Annotated in this window: 28 protein-coding genes; 5 read left to right on the forward strand and 23 right to left on the reverse strand. The window is 57.4% G+C overall.

Translation table 11 applies throughout. From position 1 onward, the window contains the following. Positions 1-11: 11 nt before the first annotated feature. From ACWR1S_RS04105 to ACWR1S_RS04120, 4 genes are read right to left on the reverse strand one after another with little or no spacing between them, the layout of a single operon-like run. Entirely contained in the window at positions 12-2,108 is a 2,097-nt protein-coding gene (locus tag ACWR1S_RS04105; protein WP_454562515.1) for a DUF6311 domain-containing protein, read from the reverse strand. Next, positions 2,105-2,491 (reverse strand): GtrA family protein, encoded by a 387-nt coding sequence (locus ACWR1S_RS04110; RefSeq protein ID WP_454562516.1) that lies wholly within the window; start codon positions 2,489-2,491, stop codon positions 2,105-2,107. The genes ACWR1S_RS04105 and ACWR1S_RS04110 overlap by 4 nt, the downstream gene beginning before the upstream one ends. Next, positions 2,488-3,198, reverse strand: a complete 711-nt coding sequence (locus ACWR1S_RS04115) for a class I SAM-dependent methyltransferase (RefSeq protein ID WP_454562517.1) — start codon at positions 3,196-3,198, stop codon at positions 2,488-2,490. Before ACWR1S_RS04115 ends, ACWR1S_RS04110 begins: the two co-directional genes overlap by 4 nt. 3 nt (positions 3,199-3,201) lie before the next feature. Beyond that, on the reverse strand, positions 3,202-4,167 hold the full coding sequence (locus ACWR1S_RS04120) for a glycosyltransferase family 2 protein (RefSeq protein ID WP_454562518.1): 966 nt from the start codon (positions 4,165-4,167) through the stop codon (positions 3,202-3,204). A gap of 277 nt (positions 4,168-4,444) precedes the next feature. Here ACWR1S_RS04120 and ACWR1S_RS04125 point away from each other — a divergent pair, with 277 nt between their 5' ends. Further along, positions 4,445-4,636, forward strand: coding sequence for a YegP family protein (locus tag ACWR1S_RS04125; RefSeq protein WP_016984684.1), 192 nt, complete (start codon positions 4,445-4,447; stop codon positions 4,634-4,636). Positions 4,637-5,030: 394 nt separating this feature from the next. On the opposite strand, the gene ACWR1S_RS04130 is transcribed toward ACWR1S_RS04125, so the two are convergent. Beyond that, the gene (locus ACWR1S_RS04130) at positions 5,031-6,050 is read right to left on the reverse strand and encodes a DUF4238 domain-containing protein (RefSeq protein WP_454562519.1); all 1,020 of its coding nucleotides are present in this window, start codon (positions 6,048-6,050) and stop codon (positions 5,031-5,033) included. Positions 6,051-6,800: 750 nt separating this feature from the next. Here ACWR1S_RS04130 and ACWR1S_RS04135 point away from each other — a divergent pair. Both ACWR1S_RS04135 and ACWR1S_RS04140 read left to right on the forward strand, forming a co-directional pair. Continuing rightward, positions 6,801-7,673 (forward strand): DUF3800 domain-containing protein, encoded by an 873-nt coding sequence (locus tag ACWR1S_RS04135; RefSeq protein ID WP_454562520.1) that lies wholly within the window; start codon positions 6,801-6,803, stop codon positions 7,671-7,673. A gap of 96 nt (positions 7,674-7,769) precedes the next feature. Next, positions 7,770-8,549 (forward strand): hypothetical protein, encoded by a 780-nt coding sequence (locus tag ACWR1S_RS04140; protein WP_454562521.1) that lies wholly within the window; start codon positions 7,770-7,772, stop codon positions 8,547-8,549. 40 nt (positions 8,550-8,589) lie between these two features. On the opposite strand, the gene umuC is transcribed toward ACWR1S_RS04140, so the two are convergent. Beyond that, positions 8,590-9,867 carry a translesion error-prone DNA polymerase V subunit UmuC gene (gene umuC, locus ACWR1S_RS04145; protein ID WP_454562522.1) on the reverse strand — a complete coding sequence of 426 codons (1,278 nt, stop codon included), beginning with the start codon at positions 9,865-9,867 and terminating at the stop codon, positions 8,590-8,592. After that, the gene (locus tag ACWR1S_RS04150; protein ID WP_454562523.1) at positions 9,860-10,285 is read right to left on the reverse strand and encodes a LexA family protein; all 426 of its coding nucleotides are present in this window, start codon (positions 10,283-10,285) and stop codon (positions 9,860-9,862) included. Before ACWR1S_RS04150 ends, umuC begins: the two co-directional genes overlap by 8 nt. 252 nt (positions 10,286-10,537) lie before the next feature. On the opposite strand from ACWR1S_RS04150, the gene ACWR1S_RS04155 reads away from it, so the two are divergent. Together ACWR1S_RS04155 and ACWR1S_RS04160 are read left to right on the forward strand one after the other, a co-directional pair. Beyond that, positions 10,538-10,918, forward strand: a complete 381-nt coding sequence (locus ACWR1S_RS04155; protein WP_454562524.1) for a hypothetical protein — start codon at positions 10,538-10,540, stop codon at positions 10,916-10,918. Beyond that, complete coding sequence (locus ACWR1S_RS04160; RefSeq protein ID WP_454562525.1) at positions 10,911-11,816, forward strand: SDH family Clp fold serine proteinase; 906 nt, start codon at positions 10,911-10,913, stop codon at positions 11,814-11,816. Before ACWR1S_RS04155 ends, ACWR1S_RS04160 begins: the two co-directional genes overlap by 8 nt. Positions 11,817-11,858: 42 nt before the next feature. Here ACWR1S_RS04160 and ACWR1S_RS04165 read toward each other — a convergent pair whose 3' ends face one another. The 16 genes from ACWR1S_RS04165 to ACWR1S_RS04240 all read right to left on the reverse strand — a co-directional run bounded on the left by ACWR1S_RS04165 (position 11,859) and on the right by ACWR1S_RS04240 (position 25,373). After that, on the reverse strand, positions 11,859-12,653 hold the full coding sequence (locus ACWR1S_RS04165) for a DNA adenine methylase (protein WP_454562526.1): 795 nt from the start codon (positions 12,651-12,653) through the stop codon (positions 11,859-11,861). Positions 12,654-12,803: 150 nt separating this feature from the next. Further along, positions 12,804-13,346, reverse strand: a complete 543-nt coding sequence (locus ACWR1S_RS04170; RefSeq protein WP_454562527.1) for a lysis protein — start codon at positions 13,344-13,346, stop codon at positions 12,804-12,806. Further along, positions 13,328-13,891: a glycoside hydrolase family 19 protein gene (locus ACWR1S_RS04175; RefSeq protein WP_454562528.1), complete on the reverse strand. Its 564-nt coding sequence runs from the start codon at positions 13,889-13,891 to the stop codon at positions 13,328-13,330. Before ACWR1S_RS04175 ends, ACWR1S_RS04170 begins: the two co-directional genes overlap by 19 nt. 49 nt (positions 13,892-13,940) lie before the next feature. Continuing rightward, positions 13,941-14,990 (reverse strand): phage late control D family protein, encoded by a 1,050-nt coding sequence (locus ACWR1S_RS04180; RefSeq protein ID WP_454562529.1) that lies wholly within the window; start codon positions 14,988-14,990, stop codon positions 13,941-13,943. Positions 14,991-15,085: 95 nt separating this feature from the next. Next, complete coding sequence (locus ACWR1S_RS04185) at positions 15,086-15,292, reverse strand: tail protein X (protein ID WP_100847413.1); 207 nt, start codon at positions 15,290-15,292, stop codon at positions 15,086-15,088. Then, complete coding sequence (locus tag ACWR1S_RS04190; RefSeq protein WP_454562530.1) at positions 15,267-16,112, reverse strand: phage tail protein; 846 nt, start codon at positions 16,110-16,112, stop codon at positions 15,267-15,269. The genes ACWR1S_RS04185 and ACWR1S_RS04190 overlap by 26 nt, the downstream gene beginning before the upstream one ends. A 9-nt stretch (positions 16,113-16,121) precedes the next feature. Continuing rightward, a complete protein-coding gene (locus ACWR1S_RS04195) occupies positions 16,122-18,779 on the reverse strand; it encodes a phage tail tape measure protein (RefSeq protein WP_454562531.1) in 2,658 nt (885 codons plus the stop codon). Between the two features lie 150 nt (positions 18,780-18,929). Next, positions 18,930-19,529, reverse strand: a complete 600-nt coding sequence (locus tag ACWR1S_RS04200; protein WP_454562532.1) for a phage tail assembly protein — start codon at positions 19,527-19,529, stop codon at positions 18,930-18,932. Positions 19,530-19,542: 13 nt separating this feature from the next. Further along, a complete protein-coding gene (locus ACWR1S_RS04205; RefSeq protein ID WP_454562533.1) occupies positions 19,543-20,046 on the reverse strand; it encodes a phage major tail tube protein in 504 nt (167 codons plus the stop codon). Positions 20,047-20,059: 13 nt separating this feature from the next. Further along, complete coding sequence (locus tag ACWR1S_RS04210) at positions 20,060-21,226, reverse strand: phage tail sheath subtilisin-like domain-containing protein (protein ID WP_454562534.1); 1,167 nt, start codon at positions 21,224-21,226, stop codon at positions 20,060-20,062. A gap of 104 nt (positions 21,227-21,330) precedes the next feature. Then, entirely contained in the window at positions 21,331-21,759 is a 429-nt protein-coding gene (locus tag ACWR1S_RS04215) for a phage tail protein (RefSeq protein ID WP_454562615.1), read from the reverse strand. A gap of 2 nt (positions 21,760-21,761) precedes the next feature. Continuing rightward, on the reverse strand, positions 21,762-23,312 hold the full coding sequence (locus tag ACWR1S_RS04220; protein ID WP_454562535.1) for a phage tail-collar fiber domain-containing protein: 1,551 nt from the start codon (positions 23,310-23,312) through the stop codon (positions 21,762-21,764). Further along, complete coding sequence (locus tag ACWR1S_RS04225) at positions 23,305-23,913, reverse strand: phage tail protein I (protein ID WP_336356848.1); 609 nt, start codon at positions 23,911-23,913, stop codon at positions 23,305-23,307. The genes ACWR1S_RS04220 and ACWR1S_RS04225 overlap by 8 nt, the downstream gene beginning before the upstream one ends. A 1-nt stretch (position 23,914) precedes the next feature. After that, positions 23,915-24,796 (reverse strand): baseplate assembly protein, encoded by an 882-nt coding sequence (locus ACWR1S_RS04230; protein WP_454562536.1) that lies wholly within the window; start codon positions 24,794-24,796, stop codon positions 23,915-23,917. Continuing rightward, the gene (locus tag ACWR1S_RS04235; protein ID WP_454562537.1) at positions 24,793-25,119 is read right to left on the reverse strand and encodes a GPW/gp25 family protein; all 327 of its coding nucleotides are present in this window, start codon (positions 25,117-25,119) and stop codon (positions 24,793-24,795) included. Before ACWR1S_RS04235 ends, ACWR1S_RS04230 begins: the two co-directional genes overlap by 4 nt. Before the next feature lie 5 nt (positions 25,120-25,124). Then, positions 25,125-25,373: a hypothetical protein gene (locus tag ACWR1S_RS04240; protein WP_454562538.1), complete on the reverse strand. Its 249-nt coding sequence runs from the start codon at positions 25,371-25,373 to the stop codon at positions 25,125-25,127. Positions 25,374-25,386 lie beyond the last annotated feature (13 nt).

Raw genomic sequence — 25,386 nt, forward strand, 5'->3', positions numbered from 1 at the left:
GCCACGGTGCGTCAGTTCACCGTCAAGCGCTTCAAGCCCAGCCCCATGACCCGTGAATCGTCATTGATGCCCAATTGTTCAGGGCTGATGGCGTCGGGCAATTGCAGCTCGATTGTCAGGCGATCATCGTCCGCCAGGCGCTGTCGGATCACAGGACTGATCGGGATCTCCAGATGATTATCCTGATGTTGCACCAGCCGCGTGCTCAACACCTGCTCGCCATTCACACTGACAATCACTCGCTGCGCCGGGTGTTGCGGCAAAACGAATGCCATGACCTCCAGTGCAATCGAGCGCGCCTCGGGTGACACCCGCAAGTCGATCTGCGCCTGCTGACCCGCCGACCATGTTCCCCAGTTTTCCGGGGTCGACCAGCCGCTGGCCAACTGCCGAGCGGAGTAGTTGAAGATCAGCGCCTGACCGGGACGCATCAATGCCAGCAGTGACATGCGCCGTCCTTCATCCGGCACGCTCAGGCACTGCGAACAACGCTTCCAGCCCGGCGCCAGCACCACCAGACCATCCACTCTCGTCAACAGATCCGTGTCACTGTTGACGCTTTTGGCAGCATCGGCCAGCACCGTCTCGTCGAGGATGTACAAGGAGTCAGCATCGTATTGCCCTGATTCAAGCATGCGCTGCGATTTTTGCCGGGCCTGCTCCAAAGCTTTGGAACTCATGCGCCCCAGATAAACGGCGTCGGTTTTCAGGCCATGGGTCGCGGCGAAATCGGCAATCACTTGCCAGCGCTCGGACTGATTCTGCGGCATCAGACTGCGGATATTCGGGTAATGCGCCGCCGCACTCGCCCAGAACGGATCACGCATCGGCGTTGCCCATTCTGCGGACGGCGTCATCATCTTGCCGTTGCGCAAGCCCATCCAGCCGTTGCGCGTATCGACGATCTGTATGGTCAACGCCAGCGCCAGCAGCGCGACGACGATGCGTGGCCGGTAACCGCGCACCAGCAGGAACATCACCGTCAGAATGAGCGCATACAACACTGGCCAGAACATTCGCCCCGAGGCGCGAAAAATATTCGCCAGTTTGATGGCGATTTTCGGTAGCGGGTAGCTAAAGGTGTGCGCGCCGACACCAATCTGGTTCGATAGCGCAAACAACGATAAACCGATCAACGCCAGCATTAGCCAAGGGCGAATGCGAAGCTCATTCTTCAGCGGCTGGCGATTTCTCAGAAAGGCAATCAGCGCCAGCGGCAGCAGCAACAGCACGCCCAGCCCCGGATAGTTGAAGCCTTCGTAATCGCCACTGGCTTTTGGCAAGTCCGGCAAAATGAACGACCAGCCTGCCGGATCCAATGGCGACAGCAGATTCATCCGGTACAAGCCGAAACCGCCGGATTGCGCGCCATCGGCAATAGCGAAGTAACCGGCCTGCCAGCAACACACACTCACCACGGCAAACAGCAACACGCCTTCGACCAGCCCCTGACGCCGCGTCATTTGTTGGCTGAAGGTCTTGCCGAGCAGATCGGCCACCCAGATCAGCGCCACCATCGCCAGCAGGTACGCATGCACCATCGCCGTCACCGCCAGCAGCGCGCCCCAGGCCAGACGACGGCGATACAGATTCGGCAACAACGCCAGGTACAGCGCTGCCAGAATCAAAAAATGTCCGGACAGGGAAAGGTGCCCACCCATGCGCAGGAACATCGGCGGCGAAACCACCAGCAAACCCGTGCCCAGCAGGCGAATCAGCGGGTTGCCCGTCATCAACCCCAGCAGTTTCCAGCCGAACCAGGCTTGCAGAACGAAACACGCCAGCAGCCACAGGCCGAAGTACTGGAACGTCGCCGGTAGCCAGGCATTGAATGGCTTGAACAGCAGCGCCAGCAGCGGATTGGAGTCGGAAAAAATGATCGAATTGCCCAATTCCAGACCATAGGACGGGTTAAGGCCCAGCGGAAAGGTCCAGGGTGAATGGCGGAAATATGCCCAGCCCAGATAATGCGTTGCCGGGTCGCCCTGCTCCAGCCAGGCAATGTTTTGCGGATCCAGCGCTTGCGGCCCGATCACACAGAAAAACGCCAGCACGCCGAGCAACAACGGCAAAAGACCCAGCGCCGGATGGTTTCGTGAAGCCTTCATCGATATGTCCAGAAATTGTGCAAGACAAAGGTGAACGCTGGAATCGTCAACGCCACCGCAACGATGCCCAGCAGATAGTGCAGCCCGGCAATCTGTGCGGCCCAGGCAACGAACATCGCGAGGAAAAAGCCGCCCACGGACACCAGTAGAAAACGCAGCAGCGTTCGTCCCTGCAAACGGGCAGAAAAACTCCAGGTGGTGTTGATCACATAGGACACCACGGTCGCCACGGCAAACGCCACGCCGTTGGCCAGCGGCGGTTGCGCAGCGATGAAGTTAATGAAGAGCACCGCCACCAGCGCGTGCAGGGCGGTGACGAACAGCCCGGTCACGGCAAAGCGCACACCACGCTGGATCAATGCTTTTTTTTCCGCCGAGGTCACGGTTTGCACGCCAGCACGAACACACTCAATCCGGCCAGGCGGTTGATGCCCATCAACGGCAGTTCGAGGCTGCACAGGGTCTTCAGGACGCCGTTCACCAGTGGGTGATGGCGTTTAAGCTGCGAGCGCGGTGGTTGGGTTTGCGCGCCTTGCGGCAACAAGCGCAGTGCCGCCGCAATCGGAAATACCGCGCCGAAATAATAGGCACCGCGCTGTACCGTCAAACCCGCGTCACGTGCCAGTGTTTCGAACTGCGCCAGAGTGTAGCGGCGCTTGTGTTCAAGAAAATCGTCGTGACCGCTCCACAAGAACTGAAACGCCGGAACTGTCATCAGGAATCGACTGCCCGATGGCACCTTATCGACATACATCTTGAGCAAGCCAAGGTCGTCGTCGACATGCTCCAGCACGTCCATCAACAGCACCAGATCGGCATCGAGGGTGTCGATTGCGCGACGGTAATGCACCGGTTTGCCGACGGTGGTCGCGCTGGAATCGGCGGGATAGCTGATATCCACGCACCACGCTTCGCGCGCATCGGTATGCGTCAGCAAATGGTGGGAGAAAAAACCCGAACCGGCGCCGACATCGAGGATTCGGCTGATCGGCGCATCACCCAGTAAACGCTTGGTTGCCGCGGCTTTGGAACAGTAATACCAATGCTCGTTGATGCTGTCGCCGAGGATGTCGGTTTCCTTGAGATCCATGTATCAGTCCTTGGGGTCGTAGACGCGACGCACCAGAAAAACCGGCCGGCGTTTGGATTCGATATACGTGCGGCCCAGGTACTCGCCGAGTACGCCGATGCCGATCAACTGCAGCCCACCGAGGAAGGTCACGGCCACCATCAGCGAGGCATAACCGGGCATGTCGACGCCGTGGATCAACGTGCGCACAACAATGAACATGGCGAAGGCAAAAGACACCAGCGATACCAAAGCGCCGACATACGTCCAGACGCGCAATGGCTCGGTGCTGAAACTGGTGATGCCTTCCAGTGCGAAATTCCACAACCGCCAGCCATTGAACTTGCTCTGCCCCGCCACGCGCTCCGGGCGTTCGTAATCGACGTGAGTGGTACGAAAGCCGACCCAGGCGAAAAGCCCTTTCATGAAGCGTCGGGATTCGGGCAACGTCAGCAAGGCATCGACCACGCAGCGATCCATCAGACGAAAATCGCCGACGTTCTCGGGTAAGGGTTGTTCGGCAATTTTGTTGTGCAAGCGATAGAACCAGTGAGCGGAAGTCTGCTTCGCCCAGGTGTCGCTGCGACGACTGATGCGGTGACCGAGCACCACTTCAAAGCCTTCTCGCCAGCGCTCGATCATTTGCAGAATGACTTCCGGCGGATCCTGCAAGTCAGCATCGATTGGCACTACGATCCGCCCGGTGGCAATCTGCAAACCGGCGGACAACGCCGCTTCCTTGCCGAAGTTGCGGCTCAGGTCGACGATGCGCAGACGCGCATCGTGGCGCTGATGTTCGAGCAAGCGTTCGAGCGTGGCATCGGTGCTGCCGTCGTTGACGAACACCAGCTCAAGATCGATCAACGCCTGCGCCTGAAAGACTTCATTGATGCGCCGCAGAAAGGTGTCGAGGCTGTCCTCCTCGTTAAAAACGGGGACCACCAGCGATAACGTCACCTGCCCGGCCTGTTGCGTTCCGTGCTCAGTCAAAGGAGTGCTCTTTTTATAGTGTTTGTCGGTCGTCGAACGATTTTCGACGCCATGAGCCGTCCGGTATTAAGCAGGAGCATCGACGGTGTTGCAAGGATCAGGCGGCGTCATATTGGCCAATCCACAGGCCTATTGCTGCGCTCTAGTCCGCGCCCTTCAGAAACATTCACGAACGATTGGAAACAAATGTCCGATAGCCAAAAAAACCGTCTGCGCTAGGCTTGCGACCATGCGCCACACAGGCTGTCGCACAAATGAATCGCATGGAGCGAACTGAATGTATTTCGAGATTTACAGGCAATCCAGAGGCACCCCGAGCACCGGCAAAGGGCAATGGCGCTGGAGGCTGAGGGCGGGTAACCACGAGACGATCGCCAGTGGCGAGTCTTATGTGAACAAGGCGGATTGCTTGCATGTGATCGGGTTGATCAAGGCTGTGCAGGGAGAGACGCCGGTCAAGGAGATCTAACCGCGTCAGTCAAGTCAGGGCATTCACCGTCGTCAATGCTTGATGCGAAGGTGATGTTGCTTCTGCAGAAATGAGAAAGACCCGCTGGTTCGATTCAGCGGGGCTTTTTATGCGGCGCAAGACGGGGTGACTGACGAGCGTGGGACTGAGTTGCGCAGCCTCTGACTTTCGCCCGAAAACGAAAAAGCCCCGTAGCTTCTCAGCTACGGGGCTTTTTCTATGTAATGGCGGAGAGATAGGGATTCGAACCCCTTCGCTTATCACCATAGACCGCTCCAGCCCACCAGATACGCGTTTTTTGCTAATCGCGTATGGCCTATCGCGGCCTATCACGGCCCTGATTCTGCCCTAATTTTGCCCTAAACGGATTCCGCTCCAGCATAGGCTCCTAAAGCTAACGCTGAAGCTCGGCCTCAGCTTGGCACTGTTCATTCCGCCAATTTCCCCATTCATCTTGCTCACGTTTGAAAGTTTCTGAACAAACCGTTCGAGGCCGAATAAGATGGATATCGCTCTGGTCTCGAGAAAAAACGTAGCGATCAGCGTGCTCGATTATGATCTTCCGCATTAGTTGAGCATTCTCTTCGTCAAGCCTCTTTCCTCGATACCAAGGGCGCTTCCCGATGCACGTATAGAGAAGGTGCTTCGGACTCAGCGGAAGAAGTATCTCCCCGTTTTCAACTCCCCATCCGCCCCCAAAGTTATAGTTTCGAGCATCATGGAAATTGAGGCGAATGAGTGGGTTATCCGAGGTAGGCCAAGATATGCCCGGTGGTGCATGGAGTATCGTCCACCGATGCCTCGGCAGGCGACCTAAAGTTTTGGTCAGTAGATGCCTTATGTTCCAAAGCCATAACCGCCTGCCTATAATGATTTCTGCATTGAGCAGCCCACTGCCGTCCGACTCCTTTTCGATTGAAACCTTCATTGGAAAGCCGTCGGTATAATTTTTTGATTCTGGAAGCGCCCCCCTGCCTCTGACAGCCCTTTCCATCATATGAACAGAACGCTCCACGGAATCCTCCAACATTGATGGCAGTATCTCGCGTTGCCGTCCGAGGAACTCTCTAAGCCGCGCAGGAGTTCGTACATCCTGAGCAACAGCGAAACGCACTAACTTCTTCCAGTGCTCTGGAGAAAGACTTCGCTCATTAACTACACGCTCTATAGCTTCCTGCGCTGGGTTTTCAAACTCTTTATCAAGCCACTTTTCAAATTCGTCAGTCTCTTCCTGCCCAGCTAGATAGGTATAGAGATGTTGGTGAAATGCAATACCTTTGAGAGATTGCTCTTTCCACAATGGATACTTTTCGTTGGGAACTAATAATCGATAGGTGGGGATAAAACCGTCATGCGACCACTGCTTCAAATAGAGCTTCGGTACATAGTGGTTGTCCCTGCGCAGATTCGCCATCAGTAGTTCCTACTTGTGCAGTGCTTCAGACAGTTCGGAAGCAATCTTAGCTGTTACATAGCATGGGCGGCATTATGATATCAACACGGACAGATGGGCTATTAACGGCCCGCGATGGTTGCCCCCCGCTCGAAATTGACAACCTGCAGCTTCCCAAGCTAATAACGAGGGTTCGATTCCCTTCACCCGCTCCACTATTTTCAAGGCCTCCAGCCTACCTCGCTACTTCAAGGTGTCTATTAAGGTGTCTGTTTCCGCTTTTTGCGGGATGCAGACGATTTACAACGGACACCAACGCTTAGTCGTTCCTCATAACCTCTCCCTCATCGAGCGATACCACCAGCCCCGCTCACAACTGATCAAACTCGACAGCTCTGATTCCGAGTGAGCCCCCCTAATGGTTTAGGTGTATGCGGGTGATTTAGGGGTATAGGTCCGTTGCTGTGGGCTATGGCGGTTGTCCTCGGCAGGCTGCCTAGATGCATAGGTGGCATAGATTGGCGTACGGCTGCCCTTTCGCCCCTCACTGGGTGTGCCAGACAAGTTTTATTTCCTGTGGGTGCCCAAATGATGCTAAAAATATAGCGAGGGAATACAGCTCATCTAGGATGCCGATCCCCCTATTCAGCATGTCGTGTTGACACCCTTTACCTTTAAGGGTAAATTTTCCCTGAGTCGGTAGCGCTGCCCTTAGCGGTGCAAGAGGGAACTCCTTCGCTGGCTTACCTAATTCGTTAAAGACTGTGCCACATGCACGGTTCTCATCATCAAAAGTCGAGCAGCCTGCTCGACTTTTTTTTTGCCTTCCTTTTGCTTGGGGTTGATTGGATGCACCTTCTCTACGTTGACGAATCAGGCTCGCCAAGCGATCCGGACCAGAATTTCTTTATCCTGTCCGGTGTGTCTATCTTCGAGCGGAAGACACATTGGGTTGAAACACAGCTAAATGAAATTGTCGCCAGGTTTAGCCCTGAAGACCCTTACGCTTTAGAGCTGCATGGATCGCCTATGCGATCTGGTAAAAGCGAATGGAAGCATTTTCAGAAGGAGGATCGTATTCAGGCGATCAAGGACTGTCTGTCAATCATCGCTGACTCGAAAGGAAAGATCAGACTGTTTGCTGCGGTGATCGAGCGTGGAGCGAATGGCGGTGACGATCCAATCCAAAGCTGTTTTGAACAAGTAGCCTCCCGTTTCGACATGTACCTGCGTCGACTCCATGCGCAAGGGGACCCTCAACGAGGGATTGCCATTTTCGATAAGTCGAGCACTGAAAAAAGCATTCAGAACCTTGCAAGGACTTTTAAGCACGACGGCCATTCATTCGGCAAAATTAAAAACTTTGCTGAAGTGCCGCTGTTTTTAGATTCCAAAGCGTCCAGGATGATCCAGCTTGCTGATCTGGTGGCTTTCTCAATCTACCGGCATTATCAGGCTGACGATTCGCAGTTCTACGACATCATAAAAAACTGCTTCGATAACGTCGGAGGCACCGTGCACGGCCTACATGTGCGCCGAAAACTCCAGCGTGTCGAAGCTGCCCCAACGCTAGCAACCGCGATTATTACTACAGAAATGGTCGAAACGATGCAGGTCGAAATTCGACTGCCCGATAGAGGCTGAGTCCTAACTGTGCTCCTTGCGAGCCTGTGTAACGCCTAAATGGCCGTCAACTGGCTCACAACCCACGTATTTCCTCGATAAAAGAGAAAATGAGCAATGGATAAAATCTCGAAAGGCATGGGCACAATCTCACAGGTGACCGCAGTATGTATCGTTCTTACCTTTATCGTAGGAATGCGATGGCAAGACGGCTTTTACACTGAACTTGGCTTCCCTTGGATGAGTGGATATGCAAATTATTTAGATACCATCAAGGCGGGCATAGTAATCATTGAGTTATTTCTTCTGGCCGGAGCCGTCGGATGGTTTTCCATATGGGGGTTGTCCAACTGGAGATATGATGCCGCAACGATGACTCTAGCTATCTTCGCTTTTATATTGGCTCCGTTTGGAGATCTCGCTGCTTCACTGATTGAACAAAACTCAACACCAGAATATTCAATCTTTAAGAGCCAGTATCAGATATGCACCACAGGCTTTATTCTCGGCGGGATAATAAAGCTTCTTTCAAACGAAAAAACCACTCCCAACTTTGAAACCCATGAGAGAAAATTCCAAATCCCAATCTATTCCTTGCTTATTTTTTGCATAGTAATGATAGGAATATTCGACTCTCCAAAATCCCTAGGAGCCGCAGCTGCACAGAGCGCTATGCGCACTGGGTTCAGCAATTACTCTTCGGTTAAGGATGGCAAAGCAGAGCATTGGAGCATCATAGGGCAGAACCAAGGCAATTTTATTCTCGCGCGACCGCTTTACAAAAACAACACAATAGAAATTAAAGTTGCTAACAATACATCTGAGCTTGTTATCTATCCGACCACACCTATTTCCTCCGGAATTATTGACACTACAAGCACGTTAAGCAATCCGTAAAAGATGATGCAATGGTAAATCCAAGGCCTTACTGGCAAAACTATTTACATGATACCGTCCATAATTGATCGAGTTTCGTTGTGTAGCTCTGGCTCATCATGTCCCGCCGCATCCCCCAATCTGGATTGCTTGGCACACTCGCGGACCGGAGCGTCCCCCTACCCCATCGCCCATTGATTTCGTCCAATACCGCCATCACCCTTGTTGCCTCAGAGGGCTGAGAAATGGCGAACAGATCGTCCGTGTATTCGCCCGGCTGGCAGAGATTCAGCAGCAGGACTTCCGCTTTGCTGTAACTGAAACCAGGACGGAATACGCGATCAAGTGCATCGACGGCCGCCGTCGTTAGCAGCCGAACGTCATCCGTTGGATAAGGTAGATCGATGACCACGCCGTTTGCATATTTAGCCTCATCGGGGTTGAACATGCCGGTACGAATGCTGACTCGAATCTTCTTGCACAGCGACCGCTGTGCTCGGAGCTTTTCCGATGCCCGCATCATGTAGGTCGCCACTGCCTCCTTGATCGGTGGCAGCTCCTTCAGTCTTTTGCCGAACATCCGGCTGCAGCAGATCTCCTGCTTGGGCGGATCTGGCTCGTCCAGCTCCAAGCACGGTGTGCCGGCCAATTCCCGGGCAGTTTTCTCGATCACTACACTGAAGTTTTTTCTCAACGTCCACGGGTCTGCTTTGGCCAGATCCATGGCGGTCTGGATCCCCATGCCGTCGAGGTGCACTTTCATGCGCCGTCCTACTCCCCACACCTCCGCAACGTCCGTGTTACGCAGCACCCAGTCGCGCTTGATTGAGTCACAGATGTTCACGACGCCACCGGTTTGCGCCTGCAGGCGTTTGGCGGTGTGGTTGGCCAGCTTGGCAAGGGTCTTGGTGTGCGCAATGCCGACACCGACTGGAATACCGGTGCAACGCAGTACCTGGCTGCGGATCTTGCGGCCGAGGCCGTCCAAGTCATTGATGCCGGTGAGGTCGACGAAGGCTTCGTCAATGCTGTACACCTCAACTGCCGACACCATCGTCTCGATAAGGCTCATCACACGCTCGCTCATGTCGCCGTACAGCGCATAGTTCGAGGAGAACGCGACAATGCCGTGTTGCTTGAGCTTGTGCTTGATCTGAAAATACGGTTCACCCATCTTGATGAACGGCTTCGCGTCGTAGCTGCGTGCAATGACACAACCGTCGTTGTTGCTCAGCACCACGATGGGCACCCTCGACAAGTCCGGCCGGAACACGCGCTCGCAACTGGCGTAAAAGCTGTTGCAGTCGATCAGGCCGAACACCGGCGGCACCTTAGACATGACTGCGCACGCTGCTGGTAACCACTCCCCAGATCGCCAGTTCGTCACCTTCAAGGACGTACCGAGGCGGATACTTTGGGTTTTCGGACATCAGAATGATTTCCCTACTGCGAATGCACAGGCGCTTGCACACGGGCTCATTGTTCAACAGCGCAATGACGATGTGGCCGTGGGCCGGCTCGATGGATCGGTCGACAATGGCCAGGTCTCCCTCATAGATCCCAGCGCCCTGCATGCTTTCACCGGTGAGTGACACCAGGTAGACGTGTGGCGCACGAATGTTCAGCACTTCATCCAACGATATCTGCGCTTCGATGTGATCAGCTGCCGGCGACGGAAACCCGGCCGGGACGCGGAAAAGACATAGCGGGACCTTCGAGCCACCTTCACTGATAGGACCTAGAACCGAGTAACCCATGACGTACGACTTCCGAATACTGTACATAAATACAGTAAACTGATAGATTGGATCTAGGTCAATTTTTGTGGGAAGAATCTGACCACCGGACGTCGATCTGCTAAAAATCGCTCCAAACCATTCCGACGACGCGCCTCTATAAAGAGGAATGCTTCCGACGAGCGCTCAACGCTCGTACAATCAGTAGAACTGTCATCGGTCGGCCAGACTTAGGCAATGGCTCGTTTTTCATGGAAGAAAGCGTAAATTTTGTTGACTTATTTTTTTTCGCTTTTTTTTGTAAAAAAAATCATCGAATTTTCGATGCTTGGCTATTGTCTATTGAGCGTGGACTTAGCAGAATCGGCAACATTCAAATTTAAGCCCACGCATCGTGGGCTTTTTCGCAGCCAAAAAGTATGCAAAGACGTACGTGGGCAGGGATCTCTGGAGGCGGGCATGCAACAGCACATGCAAGACAAGAAATCATCACGCGTTGAGCTTTTACAAGCAATTTTTGGGCAAGCAGCGACTGTTGCGCAAGCTCCAGCTGAGCCGCAGCAGATCAACCAGGGCTTTGAGATCTACACCGGTCTTGACTACTCCCTGAAAACCGCCGTCACTACAAATACTATAAGCGTACGGAATGCCTAACTGGACAGATGTACTCACTGAGATTGCAGCTGAATCACAGACTCATGGAGAGATGGCGCAGGACGTAGTCCGCCGGAAGTATCTCGCAAAATTGTCAGCACATACCGGCCGGAATACCATTGCCTACTATTCCGGCTGGCTGACCTCGACGCCAAACAACCCACAGCTCTACGTTAATGACAGCGACAAAAACGCTTTCATGACCGTGGTTCATGGGTGCGAGTTTAATAAGGGTCTAGACCTAATCCTGCATACGCCCGGCGGCGATATTGCAGCCGCAGAATCACTTGTCGATTATCTGCACCAACTGTTTGGATCAGACATTCGTGTGATTGTCCCGCAGCTGGCCATGTCTGCGGGCACGATGATTGCCTGTGCGGCAAAAGTGATTGTGATGGGTAAGCAGTCGAGCCTCGGCCCTATCGATCCTCAATTGCAGAACGTCCCGGCAATTGGGGTGCTCGCTGAGCTGGATAAGGCTGCAGCAGACATCAAAGAAGATCCCTCCAAGCTAGAGCTTTGGAGAATGATCATCAATAAATACCATCCGACACTCGTTGTGAGTTGCGAGCAAGCAATCAAATGGGCGAAGGAGTTTGTCGAGACCTCGCTCAAGACAGTGATGTTCAAGGAAGAGCCCGAATGCGAGCAACGAGCGCAATCTGTCGTTGAGTTTTTGAGCGATTTCGATGCGACTCGCCATCACACTCGCCATATAAACATCAACAAATGCAAAGAAATTGGCCTGAATATCCTACAGATGGAAGATGACGATCAACTCCAGGATCTCATCCTCACCGTTCACCATTGCTACATCAATGCTATGGATACTGGACGTGTCGCGAAGGTAGTCGAGAATGATCGCGGCATTGCCCACGTAAGAATGAATCTGAGCTAATCCCCCAAGCCTCGCATCCGCGGGGCTTTTTTCTGCATGCGACTAGAACAAACCACCTAGATCTGCAGGCATCCAGTTCATGATGACCAGCTCACTACTGACCTCAGCTTTTCCTTGCCGCTGATTGGTAGTGGTGTAGCGGATGTCCAGGGTCTCGAGGTGAAAGCCTTCAAAAACCCGGCGGATGTCCGGGTGATCGTTGATGCTGACCATCACCTTGCCTTTGCAGTGGCGCATGAAGTCGGCCATCCGCTCGTAGTTCTCGAACGGAAAGTCCACGCCGTAGCCGGCGGTCTGCCAGTAAGGCGGGTCCATGTAGTGGAAGGTGTGGGCACGGTCGTAGCGTTCAGCGCATTCAAGCCAGGGGAGGTTTTCGACGTAGGTGCCGGACAAGCGCTGCCACGCAGCCGAGAGGTTTTCCTCGATGCGCAGCAGATTGATGGCCGGTGCGGTGGTTGCCGTGCCGAATGTCTGACCGGAGACCTTGCCGGCGAAGGCATGGTGCTGCAGGTAGAAGAAACGGGCGGCGCGCTGGATGTCGGTAAGGGTTTCGGGGCGGGTCATTTTCTGCCATTCGAACACTTGTCGCGAGCTGAGCGCCCATTTGAACTGGCGCACGAACTCTTCGAGGTGGTTCTGCACGACGCGGTAAAGCGTGACCAGGTCGCCGTTGATGTCGTTGAGGACTTCGACCGGCGATGGCTGAGGCTTCATGAAGTACAGCGCGGCACCGCCGGCAAAGACTTCAACGTAGCATTCGTGTGGCGGAAAAAGCGGAATGAGGCGGTCGGCCAGGCGGCGTTTGCCGCCCATCCAAGGAATGATGGGTGTAGACATAAAAAGCAAGACCTTTACTGTATGGATAAACAGGTGCTAGGCTCGCCGCGCTTTGTGCACGGAGCAAGAGCCTTGGCTGGACTTGCAGGGACCATCTGCAGGGACGGCGGTCGATCCGGATGTTGACGCATCCGGACCGGCCGCTCTTTTTCACTTCGGTGTTGAGACTTCTTTGGCGTATGCCTGACAGGCCGCGAGGGCAATCAGCCCCCGGTCGCCGTCATCGGTGACGCCGATAATTCGTTGAGCATGCGCTGGGTCAAGTTCGGCTCTTGTGGGGCCATGAACCACGCCGCCGGAGGCGGTGGTGGCTGACACCGTTCCGTTGACGGCGCTGGTAGTGGCGTCGAGTAGGACTGACAAGCGCAGATCAGCAGTGGCAAGACGGTCGCGCAGGCGACCTTGATCACGTTGGGCATCACTCAAGGCTCGGTAATGGGTTTGTTCACTGGTTGCCAAGCGCTGCTCGAGCTCGAGGCGTTTATCCTGTTCGGCACGCTGCTGCGCAACCGTGGCCAGGGCCAACTGGTTTAAGGTTTCGATGTGGAGTTGGGCCTGCTCTGCGAGCTGTTTGCCGTAGCGCCAATTCTGTACTTGCCAGGTAGTGGCCACAGCACCACCGGCCATGACGACCAGCACCAAGCCCTTGGCCACCAGCCGATACGGTGCCGGGATCAGTTCGCCGAGACGCATAACACGGCCCTCGCCCGCCCCCACAACTCCAGCCGATCCTGCAGGCCATTGAGGCCGCCATTGATCCTGCGGGTGATCGTGTTGAATTCGTTTTGATCGGCCAGCGCGTTCAGCCCATTCACCGACCAGAACCACGCGGCCGACTCGGCGGCCCATTGTGGCAGCTCCAGCAGTTCAGGCGTGCGGAGCAATCGCTCGTCACCGAACAGCGCCAAGCTGCAGCGTAGGTAGTTGTCGTGGCCGGTCACTTGGATCAGGCCGCGACCGCGATAGCGCTGGCCATCACCATCTGCTGCCGGCGTGTTGCCCAGTTTTGCAGCCAGGTTGCCGGTGTCGTATTTGCTCAGGTACTGATCGCCGCCCAGTTCCCGGACGTACTGCAGCTGACCCGACTCGTGACCGACTTGCGCCAGAAACGCGGCTTGGCGTTTCGGCGTGTTGATCTGTCGATGGGCCATGGCTGCGTTGAGGGCGGATACAAAAACACCCGCTTGGCGGCGGGCGTCGGGCATGATGCTTTGCAGCTGTTGTTCAGTGATGGACATACAAACTCCAGACGTAAAAAAACCGCACTCAGGCGGCGATGGGATGCGGCTACTGTTTCTCGATGTTCACAACCTTGAGTGGTGGTTTCGGCCCTTTCTTTTTCTTGACCTTGGATTTACCGGCTTTGCCGGCATTGCATTCGACCGTGGTGGACCAGCCAGACTGGGTGAACACTTGCTCGACCGAATCCGCCAGGTATTCGCCATCAAGCCCGACCTTGAAACCCTGAGCGATGATGGGACGCTCGGCGAAGATGTCCGTCCGGCCGGGCATTTCAAGCCGCACATCGGCGGTCGAGCGGTTGAACGCTGACAATCTGGCCTTGGCCGCCGCTTCAGCAGCGCCCTTGTCTGGGTAGATATGGCGGTCGGTATGCACTGCCGGCAATCCGTCTGGAGCGTCATCGTTGTCGATGGTAACCACCGCGAGCTTGCCGTTCTTTTTGTCCTGATGCTTGGTGGCCACCGCCTTGTGCGAATTGCGATCGCCGAGACTGAATTGCCAGCGGCTAAGGTCACTGCGGGTCAGCGTGATAGCGCCAAATGCTTTGCCGCTGGCAGTCTGGCCACCTTGGCGCGGCATCACCAACAGCTTGCTGTCTGCCACCTTGGCCGTGCAGTCGTATTGCTTGGCCAGACGGGTGATGAAATTAAAATCGGACTCGTTGAGCTGGTCGACCCGGGCGACCTTGGTCGACACCGGACACGCCGGCGTCCAGCCATTGCGCGCGGCGACGTCAGCCACGATCTTCGACAGCGGCACGTCTTCCCAGCTTCCGCTACGGATGGTCTTGCCACTGCCACGCATGTCGCTGGCCTTGCCCTTGATCACGATGGTATCGGGTGGGCCTGATACCTCGACCGTGTCCACGGTGTAACTGCCCATTCGCGCCAAGGACGTTTCGGCGTAACCCAGATAGATCTCGATTGAGCTGCCACGCCGTGGCAATTGCACTTGCCCATCACGGTCGTCGATACGCAACTCAAATTCGTCGGACTCCATGCCCGGCTTGTCAGAGGTACGCAGTAACAACAGCCGATCATTGATCTTGGCCGTGACATCGGCGCCATCGGCGACAATGCGAAACATCGGAGTCATGGTTTTTATCCAATAAAAAACCCGCACAAGACGGGTCAGAAAAACAACGTGTCGTTACGCCTAGCGCGGCTGTGCGACGGCGCAGGCAGCTTGGGTCAATCCCACAAGCTGACGCCCTCACTGGTCGGACTGGGCAGATCCGGCAGGACGATGATCACGCCCAACCGGAACGGCTGAGGCTCATCCGCCAGCCCCTGGTTCGCATCGAGCACAGCCTCGACGCTGCCATTCAGATGGCCGTAAACGTTGTTGCAAATGACATCGAGCATGTCGCCATCAGACGTCCTGCATGTCGTCGCCATAGCGCTCAAACTCCAAAGTGAACCCCTGTTTGCGAGCAATCCCGCCGTGCAGCAGCGCGGACTGTTCTTCGTTGATGTTTTTCAGGCACCACGTTCCGATCACTTCGCCATACCCAGTGGTCAGGGTCAGCGGTTGCTGCCTGGCCCCGATGGAACGCAGGGTGTCGAGCTGCTTCAGTCCGCCCTTGAAGCCCGGGTAGATCGTGCCCTTGAGCGTCAACTTTTCATCGCCCATGCCGATGGCTTGCTTCGCCGGCCGGCGCGTCAGCCGCTCCTGCGAAGCCCAGCGGAATTCGGTCGAACGGCTCAGTTCATCAAACGCTGCCGTGTCGAGATTGAAGTAATACGGCTCAATCTTCGGATCGCGCGGCTGAATGATCATCAGATGTGGGAACGGCTTCACCGCCTCCGGAGCCGGCGTGGCCTCACCGGCAAAGGAACTGGTGGACACGATGTTGGCCAGCGACGGACTGACCTTTCCGGCGACGTTGTTGATCGCCGTGGCCGCCTTGCCCGCCTGTTCCTTCAACGTGCCCAGTCGATCCTGCACTTCAGCCGCCGCCCGGGTGGCGCGACCGTACACAGCCACCACCTGACCGACCTTGGCCTGAGCCGCGTCGACGCCGCGCATCACCCGCTGAAGCTTGGCGCCGATGGCCGGACCAACAAATGGGATGTTTTCCAGCTCGGACGCGGCACCGGTCAGTTCGCGGATCGCGCCGTTGACCGGGGTCAGCATGCCGTCAGCACTGCGCCGTCCGGTTTCCGCTGCCTCGACCAGGTACTTCAGGCTCGATTGCATTTGCTCCATGTAAGCCATGAAACCTCCTTAAACATGGGGTTCGTCGTACAGCTTGGCGGCATTACTCTTCGCCGCATCCGCCATCATTCGCTGCATGTGCGGCATCAGATCCTGCGCCAAGGTTTGCGGGTCCTTGACGTCGCCCTGCACGGTGACCGGCATGCTCAGTGAATATTGGAACTGCTGGTCCACCTTGGCCGGCACCGGTTTTTCTGGCTCCTTGGGCTGAATGGCCAGCGCCGCCGACTTGAGTGGCGCCGTCACCGCCATCGAGCGCGCGACATCCCCGAGCGCCGGTCCTTGCTGGCCCGCTGACGCCATCATCAGCGGCGTGGTTGGCACCGCTGCCTTTGCCGTCTGTTCGGGCTTTTCATCCTCGCCACCGAACAACGACTTACCCAACGATCCACCCAGCGCCGCACCGCCCTGACTGCCCAGGTAAGCACCGATCATGCCGCCGATAGCTGTGCCGATGATCGGCACCACCGAACCCATGGCGGCGCCCGCCGCCGCACCGGCCATGGTGCCGGCCAGATTGCCGGCGGCCGCACCGTAGCCTTCGGCTTTTTCGTCCTTGGTCTTGGCGTTTTGAAAGGTTTCAAAAGCCATTGCACCGGACTCCAGCAGCGTGCCGCCAGGAATGACCTTGGCCGCCTTGCCGACCTTACCGACGGATTCTGCAACGACGCCGAGCTTTGACAGCACACCACTTGGAACGGCAGGGGCTGATGGCGTCGGGATCGAAACAGGGGGACGCGGAGCCGGAACAGATGAGCGTGAAACCGGAACAGGTGGACGAGGCACAGACGGGCGAGGCCCTCTCGAACTCGGCAACGACCGACGCCGAGCGCTGCGCCTTGACCCACGTCCACGTCGGCGCGATTCGCCCGACGCATCCACACCGCCACCCATAGCACCGGCATTGACGACGAAAACCTTTTTGACGCCGTCGTTACCTGCGCCAGTTTCAGTGCCAAGGCCGCCGCCCGTTGCCGCTTCCTTCACCCGCGAAACAACATCCAGGCCAGTCGCTACCAGATCAAGTTCACCGGGCTTTTGATTGCCGTCTCTTTCTCTCCTGCCACCGCGCGAACCGCGTGCAAGGTTGAGTAGCCCCTTGCTGATTTTGATCGTGCTGAAGATACCTTTTAAGGCGAGCAGCCCCGCCCCGACCGTGGCGATACCGGCAACTACCCCGGGCGCGCTATCCGTCAGCGACGTAATGCCTTTAGTAACCTTGGTCAACGACTCGGCCACAGTGTCCGTCACCGGGCGCAGCGCATCACCGATGCTACGCATGGCGTCATCCATCGACTGGGCCATTTCCGCCCATTTCTGCGATGACGACTCGCGCCGCTCGGCGAGGTTCTTGTCGAGGATCCCGGTCGCCTCACGCGAATCGTTTTTGAGTTGGCTGTATAGCGCCTTGTTCTGCATGTAGGCGGACAGTGCGGCCTTGACCTGCATGTCAGCGAACAGGTCGCCGGTGCGCAGGGATTCTTCCAGCGAGGCCATCATGGCCTTGGCCTTGTCCGGATCGGCTTCCTTGCTGATTTTCGACGTCGCTTCGGCCATGGCCGCCGCGCGCTTTGGATCGGTCGCCTGAATGTATTTCTGAGCCAGCGCCATACTGGTCTCAAGCGTCGACATGCCGTTCTGCAAACCGGTCTGCATCGACCCCTTGTAGTCGATACCGGCCTTTTCGTAAGCCTTGACCGTATCGCCCGAGCCGATTTTGCCCATCCAGTTTTTCAGGTTGTTGGCCGCTTCATCCGAACTGCCGGCCTGCTTCATCTGCACCTGCAGCATGGCGCCCAACTGCGTCACCGCATCCAAGCCAGTGATGCCGTTGCTGGCCATGTTGGCCAGCAGCTCCGGAAACCACTTGGCCATGTCGGCCGCTTCGAAGCTGCCCGCCTGCCCTTGGTAAGCGATCGCCTCCAGCGCCTGCTGCATTTGCTTGGGGTCGGTGATCTTGGCGTTCTGCCCCAGGGCGTTGATCATCTTCGCCGTGTCGACGCCGCTGGATCCCTGCCCCACGACAAACTTGGCCGCGACAGGCGCGTATTCCAGCGCCTTGCTCAAGTCCATGCCGGCGCCGACCAACTGATTGACCACGTCGGCCACATCGTTGCGCGCCATGCCGGTGTCGCGTGAAGTGTCGATGATCTTGCGCGACATCTCCTGTTCTTGCGGCTTGTTGGCAATGCCGGCCTTGATCGCGATGTCACGGACAATCGCGCCAAAATCAGCGCTGACCTTGGCCGGTACCGCCATGGCACCGACACCGACCACCGCCGCACCGACAGCGCCCTTCATGCCCTTTACGCCAGAATCAATCTGCTGATGACCCTTGGCTTTCAGCTCGGCTTTGTTGGCCGTCTGCCCCATCGAGCGATAGGCTTTTTCCAGCCGGCCGACCTCGACCCCCTGCTTTTTCAGGCTGTCGAGGTTCGAGTTCAAACGGCTGAGTAATTTGGACGCACCGGCAGCGCCGGTGTCGTGAGCCTTTTTCCATTCTTCGCGCAGGCGGATGGTGTCGCCAATCGTGCGCTGCAGCACGCGCGCTTTGTTGCCTTCAGCCTCAAGGCGCTTGATGCGTCCGGTCACGTCCTTGAACGCGGCGCCGACCGTGGAACTGACGGCACCGCCGATCACCAGCCCGAGGGCGAGTTTGTTTGCCATGTCATGGCCCTCATGTGCCCAGCACTACCGGTGGCGGCTCAATCCGTGAGCCACCACACCATATCCGCGAACGGCATCGACTGGATCTCGGCGGCGGAAAATCCGGTTTCCGCCGCCAGACGTTTCGCCGCCGACTTGATAACGCTGGGGTTAAAGCCCGTCGTCGTTGTCCATGCGAAAATAGCCGGCCTGCAAGCGGTTAAAATCCACCAGCTTCAGCCCCTCCAGATCCGCCACATGCGCACCGGACAATGCAGCAAACAACACCAGCTCGCGCTGCTCATCATCGCCACCCACTTCACGGTTAGCCGCTCGCACGTCGCCCACAGTCGGCGAACGCAAGGCCAGCTTGTCCACGGTCACGCCGTTGATTTCACTCGGACACGACAGCGTCACCAGCACCTGGTCGGTGGTCAGCGACAACCACGCCGGCATCGAGTCCGAATAATCGGTTTTCGGTACCAGGTGCGAATAGGCCGTTTGCACGCGGCGATAATCCGTCAGTTTGAGGCCTTCCAGATCCTTCAGTCCGACTTCGGCGAGACCTGCGAACAGCATCAGTTCGCGCTGCTCATCATCGCCGTTGGCAGCACGATCAGCCGCGCGCACTTCACGCACGGTCGGGTTACGCAGGTTCAACGTCTCGACGTCAATGCTATTGGCTTGGCTTGGACGGGTCAGCGTTACAACAGCACCGACTGCACTGAGCGACAGCCAGACCGGCAGGTTTTTAGCGATTACTTGAGTCATCTGGATCTATTCCTTACATGCCGAGTGCTTGGCGCACTTCGAGGAGTTGGTCTTTGCCGTCGATCACCTGGATGCCGGCGACCATGTCGATCTCGTACATCAGGCGCCCGTCGATTTCGAGCTTGTAGTACGTGACCGCAACGGCGTGTTTGATCTCGGCAGCATCACCGGCTTTCCAGTCACCAAGATCGACCTCTTTGAGGCGACCGCGCAGGGTGGCAACGACCGCTGTCACCGCGCCCTTTTGGCCCTTGAAGGCACCACGGAACGTGGCGTTGAACGCAGTGCCGTCGGCCAGGCCGAAGTACTTCAGCGACTCGCGGCGCACGCCCTTGGTGACAAACGAGGCTTCCATTTTTTCCAGCCCCTGATCCATCTCGATGGGGCCAGCCATGCCGCCGCCACGATATTCGTCGGTCTTGGTGGTCAGCTTGGGCAGCGTCAGGCTCGGCACGTCGCCGGAGAAGTTCACGCCGTCGACGAACAGGTTGGTGTTGTACAAAGTCTGAGGAATCATTTGCTACGCCCCCTTAGGCTGCTTCAAGCACTTCGGTCATCCCTTCATTGGTGACCTCAAAAAGAAAGTTCGGGTTTTCGGCCGGCGGCACGTCGGTGAAGCGAATGCGCCAGTACACCTTGCCCTGCTCAATCTGGCTGGCCGTGTTTAGTTCCTGATCGGCGTAAGCCTCGAACTTGAGCACCGCGCCCTGGTTCTTCAGGTCGCGACCGAACGCTTGCAGGCCGTCGGTGACGTCCTTGACGTAGGTCTTGGTGATCGAGCGGTCGACCGCCCATTTGTGCCCGGCCTGCACCGCGTCCATGATGATGAACAGCGTGCGAACGCGGGTAACGAACGCCCACTTCGGATCGCTCGAAAGCGTGCGGTTGCCCCACAGGCGGTAACCGTCGTCACGAATGATCGTGGTGATATTGGCGTTGTTGAGCAGGTTGGCCCGGCAGGTCTCGTCGCCGTCCAGGTACTCGACCGCGCGACCGGTACCGGTGATGCCGGTCAACTCCTTGTTCGACGGCGAGGCCCAGAAACCGTACTCAGCATCCGTCCACGCAAACAGCCCCGCTGCCCAAGCCGAACCCGGCGCGTCGACGGTCTTGCTGGTGCTGGTGTCCCAGTACTTGACGCCCGGGTCGACCATGAACAGGTTGCGACTGCCGAAGTTCTCGGCGTAGGCCATAGCGGCCTCGTCGGTCGTGCCCGGGCCGTCGATGATGCCAATGGCGCGCAGTTTCTGCGCCAAGCTATCGAGCGCCGTGGCCACCGCCTGAGTCGCGGTGTGACCCGGCGCGATCAACAGCCGCGGTTGCGCATTGAACAAACTTTTACCGTCGAGCAGCGCCTGCAACCCGGTGCGCTGACCCGAGGCCAAAACGCCGCCGATGATCGCCGAGGTCTGCAGCGCGGGGTCTTCCAGCTTGGCTACGCCGATGGCGACGATCACCGCTTTGGCCTTGACGTAGATGGCCTGACAGGCCTTGGTGATCGCCGAGTCGGGGCCGAACGCAGCGATGGCTTCGCGCTCGGTGGTGATTAACTTCAGCTCGCCCGCCTTGGCTGTACCACCGCCGAGAACGCCCGGGGTGAAGGTGTCACACAGACCGATAATCGATGATGACGGCAGCGAGATGGTGCGCGCGCCCGTGTCGACCGAGGTGGTCGTGACGCCGTGGAAAAAACTCATAAGGGTCAGTCTCCAGAAACGAAAAAGCCCCGCATAAGCGAGGCTGTGAGGGTGTTGGTGTTACGCGTAACGGAATGAAAAACGCCCCGTCAGCGAGGGGGGGGTTAAGTGGCTTGTGCTGACAGCCAGGTCGGCGCCGGCGGCCGGTGTTCGGCGAGCGGGAATTGATCCCCTTGCGGCCAGTCGCGCAACAGGCGGCGGTAGCCTTGCAGCTCGGTGTATTGCTCGGCCGTGATCGAGGTCGGCCCGCCCTCCTCGACCTCGTCCCGGTGCCGGGAAACCAGCGGATCTGTCAGCGCCAGTTGCGCATCACGCCAAGCGCGCTCTACAGCGGCCTGCACCTCAGGGCTAAGCGGCGACCGATCGATCAGGATGGGGCCGCCGAACTCGTCAGCAGCGACGACCATCCCGGCAGATTGACCATCCAGAATTGCGCGACGGTTTTCATAGGAAACCTCAACGCCATCATCTGGAATTACGTCATTGATGGCGCTGTCATAAAAGCCAAGCTGCGACGCACTAAAGAAGATCACGATCAATACCCCCACACGCGCCAGAAAACGACAGGCATTACAGAAACGGTAGGCCCCGAGTTCGAGTTCACCAAAATGCTGTTGAGGCTACTGCCGTTCTTTCTCACCCCGGCAGTAGAGAACTCCCCTGGCCCCGCAGATCCCGCATTGGGGACCGACGCCAAAGCCCCCAGAATCGCGTTCGGGAACGCGGTCGAAAGAAGAACGGTCTGCTCAGTATTGTCTTGAACAGAGACAGTGCCCCATTGCTCGATTAACCCTGACGGGAGCTTCTGGTATCCGTTTGGCGAAAGACTCGCCATAAAACCCTGCCTGAGCTTCTTCGGCGTGACGATCGTCGTGTCATCGGTGCCGGCATCAAACTGCGCCTGCGTGGCGATTTTGGCCGTACCCAGCTTGATTTCCGTGGCCTGCGTCGCCAAAGCCGCGAGCGCGGCAATGTCGATGTTTCCCTGATTGATTGGCGCGTTCCACGCCTTAATGCACCACATGACCGCCAAGTTGCGCGGACGGACAACACCCGTTTGCACCGAGAACTGCGTCGTTGTCGATTGAGTGACGTAAAAACTTTGGTTGCCCAGCTCGTCGAACTCGGTGTTGTTCCAGATATTGCCAGGGCTTGGCGTACCGGAGTTACTTGCGACACCTCGCACATTTGAACCGAGCTGATTACTGCCAATTGCTCGCCCAGCATCCACCCCGCGCCCATGATCCCAACCACGCAGGAATTCCGCCCGCGACTCGGGCAACCGGAAATTGCCCGTACCCTCGCCACCCTTGTTGAACGCCGTACCGAGGAACGCCGCCAGATCGGGATAGACGGCGATGCTTTTGACGCTGCCGTCCAGCTCCAGAAACCCAGGCGCCACCTTGTCCAGCGGAAACGCCACCATGGCGCCTACCGGCAACGCCGAGGCTTGAGCAATCATCGCCTCGATTTCGGCCTTGGTGTAGCTGTCCTTGATACCCATGGCGGCGAGCGTTTCCGGGTTATCACCCGATACGACAATCCCGCGATCGTTGACCTTGACTCGCGTGTATTCGCCCGGGACCTTGTTCTTCGGCAGCACTTCCAGAATGGCCGCGTCGACGTAGGCACGCGAGGCCAGCACAATTGCCGGGTCAATCTTGAGCTGAATGTTGCCCGTGCTGGTGACAATGAAATTCATCCGCACGATCTGCGTGCGCCCCGAGCCTTGCGACAGCAGCGGTTTGAAGCTCGGCGCGCAGTTGGCCACCGCCACCAGATCCCCGTCCGCATCGTAGAGACCGATTTCGCGGATCCACTTACCGCCCTCATCGGCGGGAATGATCTGCTCGGCGATAATTACCGCCGGGTTGATCGGGTCAATCTTCAGTTGGTTGAGCGGCTTGCGCCGCCACTCGTTGATCAGCTTGGTTTGCGACGCGCTGGGGATCGGCTCGGTACCATTGGCATCACCCACGCCCATTTGCGTGATCAGCCAGGGAATGCCGAGCGCGTCGGCGTTCGCCTGCTTGGCCATCCCCACGTTCGTGAGGATCGCGAAAAACTGCGAATTCGCATCAATCATAATAAACGTCCAGGGTATCAATGGTGTGTTCGCGGCCAACCACGCCAAAGCTGCCAGTGACCTCAATGTCACGCATGACGGGCGGGTAAACGTCGATTTCGTCGCCTTCGTAGAGGGCCACCGCGATATTCAAATTGCCTTGAGTTTCCAGGCTGATTGCCAGACCGGTCAGTTGCCGGGTGACGGGCTTGGCATCGTCAATCAGGCGCTCAAGCTCCTGATACATTTCTTCGGTAATGCCGGTATCCAGCACCCCGACCTTCAGCGCGAAGGTGCCCGGCACGCCCTCGGGCACGGTCTGAAACCACTCGACAATCTCGATCAGATAGCCCAGCGGCTCGACCACGCGGCGCAACGCGCCGATGGTGCCTTTGTGCTTGTGGATGTAGTACGACGCCTTGATGGCCGCGCGCTTGGTCGCCTCAGTCCACCGGTAATCCCAGCGATCCACCGACCATGCCCATGCCAGGTGCGGCAGCAAATGCACCGGGCAGGTATCAGCGTTGTAGAGGTCGCGCAGAGGGACAATCGTCTTTTCGAAAAACGCGGCCTCCATGGCCCGTTCCAGTTGCGTGCTGTTGAGCGGTAGGAGACTTTTCATATCAGCCCGCCAGCCTCACTTTGTAGCTCGTACAGAAAGCCGCTTGCGCCTTGGTCGGGGCCAGATCCTGCCACCCGACCAACTCAACCCGGGCAACGCCGGCAACGTGCAACTGAGCGTCAACAGCTGAGCGGGCGACCTCAACGCCCAACCGCTTGCGTGGATTGATCCAGGCTGCCAAGCGGCTTTTCGCCTCGGCCAAACTGGCATCCGCTTCTGGTCCGGCACTGGCCATGTGCAAAATGGCGTCAATCTCGTAACGGATCACCTGCGCGCTTTGCACAGTCACCCGATCACCCACCGGCCGCACGTCATCGTCATTGAGCGCAGCGGCCACCGTCGCCAGCAGCTCTGGCGGCGCTTCGCCTTCCCCGTCCAACCCCAGCACCGTGACCGTGACATAACAGGGCTTCGGGCTTTCGGCCGTGGCGTCTGCTACGAGCCCAGAGGCGTTACGCGCATGCAGGATGTAGCTGTTACGCGGGCCGGCTGTGGTCAAGCCCTCATAGGCCAACTGGATGCGCTCGCGAAACGGATCGTCGTCTTCCATGACCTTGGGAACCGGTGGCACTGCCAGCAGATCCTCGGGCTGAATGACCAGGCGCGTCAGATTGACGTTCGCGCCCAGGTGATCAAGGTCGCCGCGAATAGCGTGCGCCAGTAACAACGCCTTGCCGGCGTCATTGACTCGGGCGCGGTTACCGACCTTGTTGTAAGCCCCGACCTCAAGCACTTTGACCACTGGATCGCTTTCCAGCGCGGCCGTCCAGTTGCCACCCATGTACCCGCGAAAGACGCCTAAACCGTCCTGATAAACCTCTTCGAAGTCCAGAGGCTCCAGCACGGTCGGCGCCGGCAGCGACGACAAATCAACGGTACTCATGCAGCCACCTCCAACGTGACGCCGTCGCCCAGGTACTTCCCGACGATTTGCAGATTGATTTGCCCGCCAATGACGGAAAGGACGCGTACCTGATCGAGTTTCAAACTCGGCTCCCAGCGCCCAAGGGCGCGGGCAACCTCGGCCTGTACGGCGCTTTTCCAGCCCTCGTTAACGGGCAAATCGACAAAGCGGCGCAGCTTGCTGCCGTACTCCATGCGGTGCCGGCGACTGCCCAGCGGCGTGCTTAAGATGTCGCCAATGGCTTGCCGCAGACGCTCGATGCCGGAGATGGGTAGGCCGGTCTGGCGATCCATTCCGATCATCGTTGTCACTCCTTGAACGGCTCGTATTCTTCGCTGGCTTTCAGGAACTTGACCGCCTCGATGTCGGAGGCCGGCACCACGACCGTCGCCTTCTCCACCGGATAGGATCGGTCGGAACCGGGCACGATCACCAGTCGCGACGTGTAGAGCTTGTCGCGGAATTTCAAGGACTCAGGCGATGAGTAAGTTGAGGATGACAATGCCAATTCAGAGGACGCTTGTGCATCGGTTGAGGTCGTATCGATCTTGGCCATGTGGTTCTCCAGG

The sequence above is a fragment of the Pseudomonas sp. AIG genome (assembly GCF_977020205.1).